The organism is Synechococcus sp. R3-13, from assembly GCF_047462195.1.
GTDB lineage: Bacteria > Cyanobacteriota > Cyanobacteriia > Thermostichales > Thermostichaceae > Thermostichus.
Genome location: NZ_JANSIO010000410.1, coordinates 1 through 5505, shown reverse-complemented (window position 1 = coordinate 5505; position 5505 = coordinate 1). Strand labels below are relative to the sequence as shown.

2 protein-coding genes are annotated in these 5505 nt (G+C 64.0%); both read right to left on the bottom strand.

What is annotated here, in order from left to right:
• Positions 1-4325: alpha-2-macroglobulin family protein (locus tag NW856_RS12055; RefSeq protein WP_414400470.1), on the bottom strand; the 4325-nt coding region annotated here is incomplete at its 3' end.
• Between the two features lie 72 nt (positions 4326-4397).
• Positions 4398-5505, bottom strand: a 1108-nt coding sequence (locus NW856_RS12050; RefSeq protein ID WP_414400469.1) for a type II secretion system F family protein, incomplete at its 5' end; no start/stop codon positions are given.

Genomic DNA, 5505 nt, shown 5'->3' with positions numbered 1-5505 from the left:
ACGAAGGCTTCTCCCCTCAAGCTGTAGTAAAGGGGGCCGGGGCCGGACTTTTCCAGGCGCAGGCTGCTCAGGTTCCCCACTTCTGCGTCAGCCCAATCCAGCCCATAGCGGGGATCCCCAGCGCCGGCCTGCCAGCGACCGAGAAGGGATCCGGTTGTCCCATCCAACACCCGCACCTCGCCGGGGCTGGGAAGCTGCTGCTGCTGGGCCTGGTAGTAGGCAGATAGGCCGAGGAGAGCATCGGCGGTGGCTTTGGTGGTGCGCCAGCGGTTGTTTTGCCGCTGCTGGAGAAGGGCCTCGGCAATCTGGGCAGCCCGGTCATCCTGCAAGCGAACGGCCAATTGCAAAAGCGGGCCGGCCACCTCCATGTCGTCGTAGGTGGAGCGCTCGTGGGTTGCCAAGGAAGAGGCAGCCGGGATAAACCAGCGCCCTTGGGGATCCTGCTGCCGCCGTTGCAGGGCCTGATCCAGATCCGCCTGGGCAGTGTTCCCTTGGCCCAGTTGCAGGGCGGCCAGCCCTCGGTAGGCCAGGCCAAAGGTGGAGAGCCGCTCCGGCGGCGGCAGGTCGGCAGTCACCAAGGCGGGATCCCAGAGGGCCAGGCTGTAGGCGACAAAAGCCTGCAGATCCGGGGAGAGGGCTTGTGGCTGGGCCAGTTGAGCGGCCAGATAGTCCAAGGCCTGCCGCACCCGCCACTCTTTGAGGGCATAGCCAGCAGCTTGGGCAAGATGATATCCCTGCAGGATGTATCCGGTCAGATAGGGGTTGCTCCGGTCATGGGCCCACCAGCCCCAGCCCCCATCGTAGTTCTGGGATCCCTCCAGCCGCTGCAAGCCGGATCGAAGCACTCGAGGCAGCCGCTCCAGGGTTTGAGAGCGCAGGTTCAAGCCCAACTGCTCGCTGACTTGGGCGACGGCTAGGGCGGGCAAGAAGCGACTCAGGGTTTGCTCGGTGCAGCCGTAGGGGAACTCCACCAGGTAATCCAGCGGCCCCAGCAGGGTTGCTGCCGGGCTAGCGGCCAGTTCCAGGTGAAGCTGCCGGGATCCCGGCACCCAGGTGGCGGGCCAATCCAGCGGCAACTCCAGACTGCCAGACTCCCCTTCACGCAAGCCAGACGGGGTTCCCAGTTGGCCCACTTGGGAGAAGCGATGCGCCGCCCCAAAGGGCTGGCTGGGGATCCGCAGTTGCAACGCATCTTTCAGCCCATTCCCTTCCGCCCAGACCCGCAGAGAGGTATCTCCGGCCCCCAGAACCTGGAGAGGCCATTCCACCCGCCCCGCTCCTTGGGCCGGCACGGTGAGGCGTTGTCGTTCCGGGCCTTGCAATTTCAAGATCCCACCGGCAGGAACAGGAACTTCCAGCCGCACCTCCACCGCTTGGGCTTGACCCGTGCGGTTTTGCACAATGGCCGCCAAGGTGAGCTGATCCCCCACCCGGAAAAAGCGGGGAGCGGCCAAGCGCACCAACAGGTCTTTGCTAACCGAGACTGTGGCAAGAGCGGATCCCACCTGGGTGTCGGCAGTGGCGGCGCGGGCGGTCAAGCGCCAGGTGGTCAGGTTGTCGGGCCAGCGCACCTGCACCTGAGCCAGGCCATCGGCATTGGTGACCAGATCCGGGAACCAGGCGGCGGTATCGCGAAAGTCTTCCCGCACTTGGCCGGCCAGCTTGTCAGCACCGCCGGGATATTGCTGAGGGAAAGAGGTAGTGGTGGTAACTTGGTTGTACTGGCGCCCATAGAAGAAGCGGCGAATATCCAGGGTGAAGTCGGGTCGCAATAGGTAGAGGGCATTGTCCACAATCCCTAGGCCCACCTCGGCGCTCACCGGCTGCCCTTGGGCATCGCGGGTGCGGATTTGGATTTGGGCGGTCTCGCCCGGTCGATAGGTGGGTTTATCGGTTTGCAGCTCCACCTGCAAAAAGCGATCCAAGGGGGAGACCCGCAGCAGGGCCTCGCTTCGGTACAGCCGCCGCTCTGGGCCGATGGCAGTGGCAGTGACGTAGAGGTTGGGACGATAGTCGCCGCGGATGGGCAGCCGCAGCGTGGCCGTATGCCCCTGGAGACGCAGCACCTGCACCTGGTGCAGCCGGGATCCCTCAATGCCCACCAGCACCGCCACATCCGGCAGCGGTGAGACTATCAGGATCTGGGCCTCCTCCCCCACCTGGTAGATCTGCCGATCCGCCACCACTTCCAGGCTGGGCAGGGATCCCCAACTTTGTAGGGGGCTGCCCGGCTCCACCACCCAGAGATAGTCCACCTCCTGCACCCGTTCGCGCCAGCGGTGCGGAGCACTTTGACGGCGGGGATCCCATGCCGTCAACCGCACCCGGTAGTCTCCCGGCTCCAGGTCGGCGGGCAGGTGGAGGTCGAGGCTGCCTTCCCCGTTGACAATCTGAAAAGGCTGCCGCAGCAGGGTACCTTGCCGTTGGTAGGTGTTGCTCTTGGGATCCCAGCGCCAGCGCTCCAGGCTCAGCTCTCCGGTGGCGCTGACGGGGCGGCCATCGTAATCGCGGGCTTGCAGCCGGTAGGTGAGGGTATCCCCCGGAGCGGGCAGGTGGCGGTCGGCCTCGGCAAAGAGGGCAAATTCGCCAGCCGTGACCCAGGCCCGCGCCGATCCTGTTACCGTCCGGCGGCTGATATCGGTCACCTCCACCTCGATGCGCAACTGCTGCACCTCTTGGGGGCCCCAGTAGCTGTCTTCTTCCCAGTTGAGATCCTGCAGCAGGCGATCCAGGCGAAACTCCGCCCGCCCTTGGGCATCCGTCACCCCTTCCCCTTCCGCCACCAACTGGCCGTAGCCGCCGTAGTAGCCCTGCTCCTCTCCCAGGTCGTCGGCGAAATAGTCTTCCTCGGCAGAACGGGGCAACAGCCCATAGCGCAGGCTCCAGTCGGGGCTGCTGTAAACTCGGTAGCGGAGCTGGGCAGCGGCCACCGGCGCGCCGAAAAGATACTCGGCCTCCACCTGCACCTTCAGGGATCCCCCCCGCACCAGCCAAGGTCGGTCGGGCACCACCGCCACCTCAAACTCCGGCTTGCGGTAGGTTTCCACCTGAAAAGAGGTGTATTCGCCGCTGGATCCCTGCGGCCCTGACACCTGCCACTCCAGGCCGTAGCTGCCCAGGGACGCTTCTTCTGGCAGTTGAAACTCCCCATGGACACTGCCAAAAGCATTGGTGGCCAGGGTTTGTTCGCTCAATACATCCCCGTTGGGGGCCGTAAGGGTCAGTTGCACTGCTTGTCCTGGGGGGGGCGGCGTGAGGCGGGTTTGCTCTCGCACCAGGGCGCGGAAATAGACGGTTTGGCCAGGGCGGTAGAGGGGACGATCGGTGTAGGCGTAGATCCGGTGGGTCTGGTTCCAGCCATAGGCATAGCTGCGGGACAAAGCCTGTAATGTGCTGTCGGCACTGCGGCCATAGACCACCAGGGAAGAACCCTCTCTCGCCGGCAGGCCAAAGCGGGCCAGCCCCTCTGCATCGGTGGTGGCCGTCAGGGGATCCCCCCACTCCCCGAAAACTTGGATCTGGATCCCGGCCAGGGGACGCAGCTCCCGCAGGTGCACCGCCTGCACCACCAACTGGCTGGCATCCTGCTTCTGGATGAGGCCGAGATCGCTCACCAAAAACCAATGGTCTGAACGGGGCAAGGGTGCAGCCGCATTCAGCGGCTCCCGGCCCTCCGCCTCCACCCAGTAGGCCCCCGGCGGCAGGATCCCCAGCTCCAAGGTTTGGGCTGTCCACCCCTCTCCCGCTCGTCGTGGCACCGGCTGCTGCCAACTGCGCACAAGCTCCCGCCGCAGGGTGGGATACAGAGCCGGATCCAAGGATCCATAGCCGGCATCCGCCAAATCCCGCAAGAGAGGGGATCCCTGCAGCTCTGTCAGGGAAAAGCGATAGAGGCTGAGCTGCACCGAGCCCAGGCTGGTGGCCCGCCACTGCAGCCGCGCCGGTTCTGCGGTCGTAAACACCTGGCTGGTGCTGTAGAGATAGAGACCGGGGGGGACAAGCTGAGGGCGCAAGGTGGGGATCCGAACCGTTGCCCCCTCCCGCACCAGAACGGATCCCTGGCTGCCCACCGTTTCCAGGCCGGATCCCTGCACCGTCACCTGGTATTCCCCAACAGGCAATCGATCCAAGCGATATTCGCCATCTGAGGCCAAGCTGGCGCTGCGCGTGGCCGGGCCGGCGGCGATCACCCGGACGCTCTCCAGAGCTACCCCTGCCGGCAGCTCCACCCGTCCCGCCAGGGATCCCGTCGGCTGTTCGGAAAGCAAAACTGCCAGCCCCACCCCCAACAACAGCACCAGGGCCGCTAACCATCGCCTCAGCATGGGATCCCTCTCCTTTGTTGCTCCTACCCTGTGCCCTGGCCGCCCTGGGGGTTCAAGGGTCAGCCCAATCCACTACTTCACCAACTCGAACACGTTGAACATGGGCAGGTACATGGCCACGATAATGCAGCCCACCATACCCCCCAGGATCACGATCATCAACGGCTCGATCAAGCTGGTCAGGGCGCGTACCGCCTCCTCCACCTCCAGCTCGTAGAAATCCGCCGTCTTCATCAGCATCGCGTCCAGCTCCCCTGTCTCTTCCCCCACGCTGATCATCTGAATGGCCATGACTGGGAAGACCTTGGCCTTGCCCAGAGCAGGGGCAATCTGCCCTCCCTCTGAGATGGATTGGCGGGCGGCGTCAATGGCGTTGGCCACCACCTGGTTGCCGGAGGTGTCGCGCACAATTTCCAAGGAAGTCAGCACCGGCACCCCGGAGCGGGTGAGAGCGCCAAAGGTGCGGCAGAAGCGAGCCACCGCCGACTTCTGGATCAGATCCCCGAAGATAGGGAGCTTGAGGGCCAGCGCGTCGATGGTCTCCTTGCCGGCAGGGGTGCGGTAAAAGCGCCGGAAAGCAAAATAGACGGCCCATAGAAAGCCCACCAGCCCCAAGCTGTACTGGGGCGTGCGCAGGAACTTGCTGATGTTGATGAAAAACTGGGTAAAGGCGGGCAGCTCCCCACCCAAGTCGTTGTAGATGCTCTCAAACGTGGGCAAGATGAACAGCACCATGCCCAAGAAAATCAAGACAGCCAAGATCGTCACCACCACCGGGTAGGTCATGGCTGACTTGATCTGCTTCTGCAGGCGATCCATGTCCTCCAGCAGCTTGGCCAGGCGGTTGAGCACTTCGTCCAGCACGCCGCCCACCTCCCCCGCCTGCACCATGCTGCAGTAGAGGCCGTCGAAGGCGTCGGGATAAGGGCGGATGGAGTCGGAGAGGTTTTTCCCCGCCTCCACCTCCGCTCGGATAGCCCGCAGGTACTTTTTGAGTTTGGGGTTGCCGGTTTGCTCCTCCATGATGGTGAGAGAGCGCACCATCGACACGCCGGCGTTGATCAAGGCAGCAAATTGCCGGGAGAACACTGCCTTGTCGCGAATGTCGATGGATCCCAGCATTGAGAAATCGAAAGACGTATCCAAGGAGAAAAAGGGCTTTTCTTCCTGAATGTCCTCC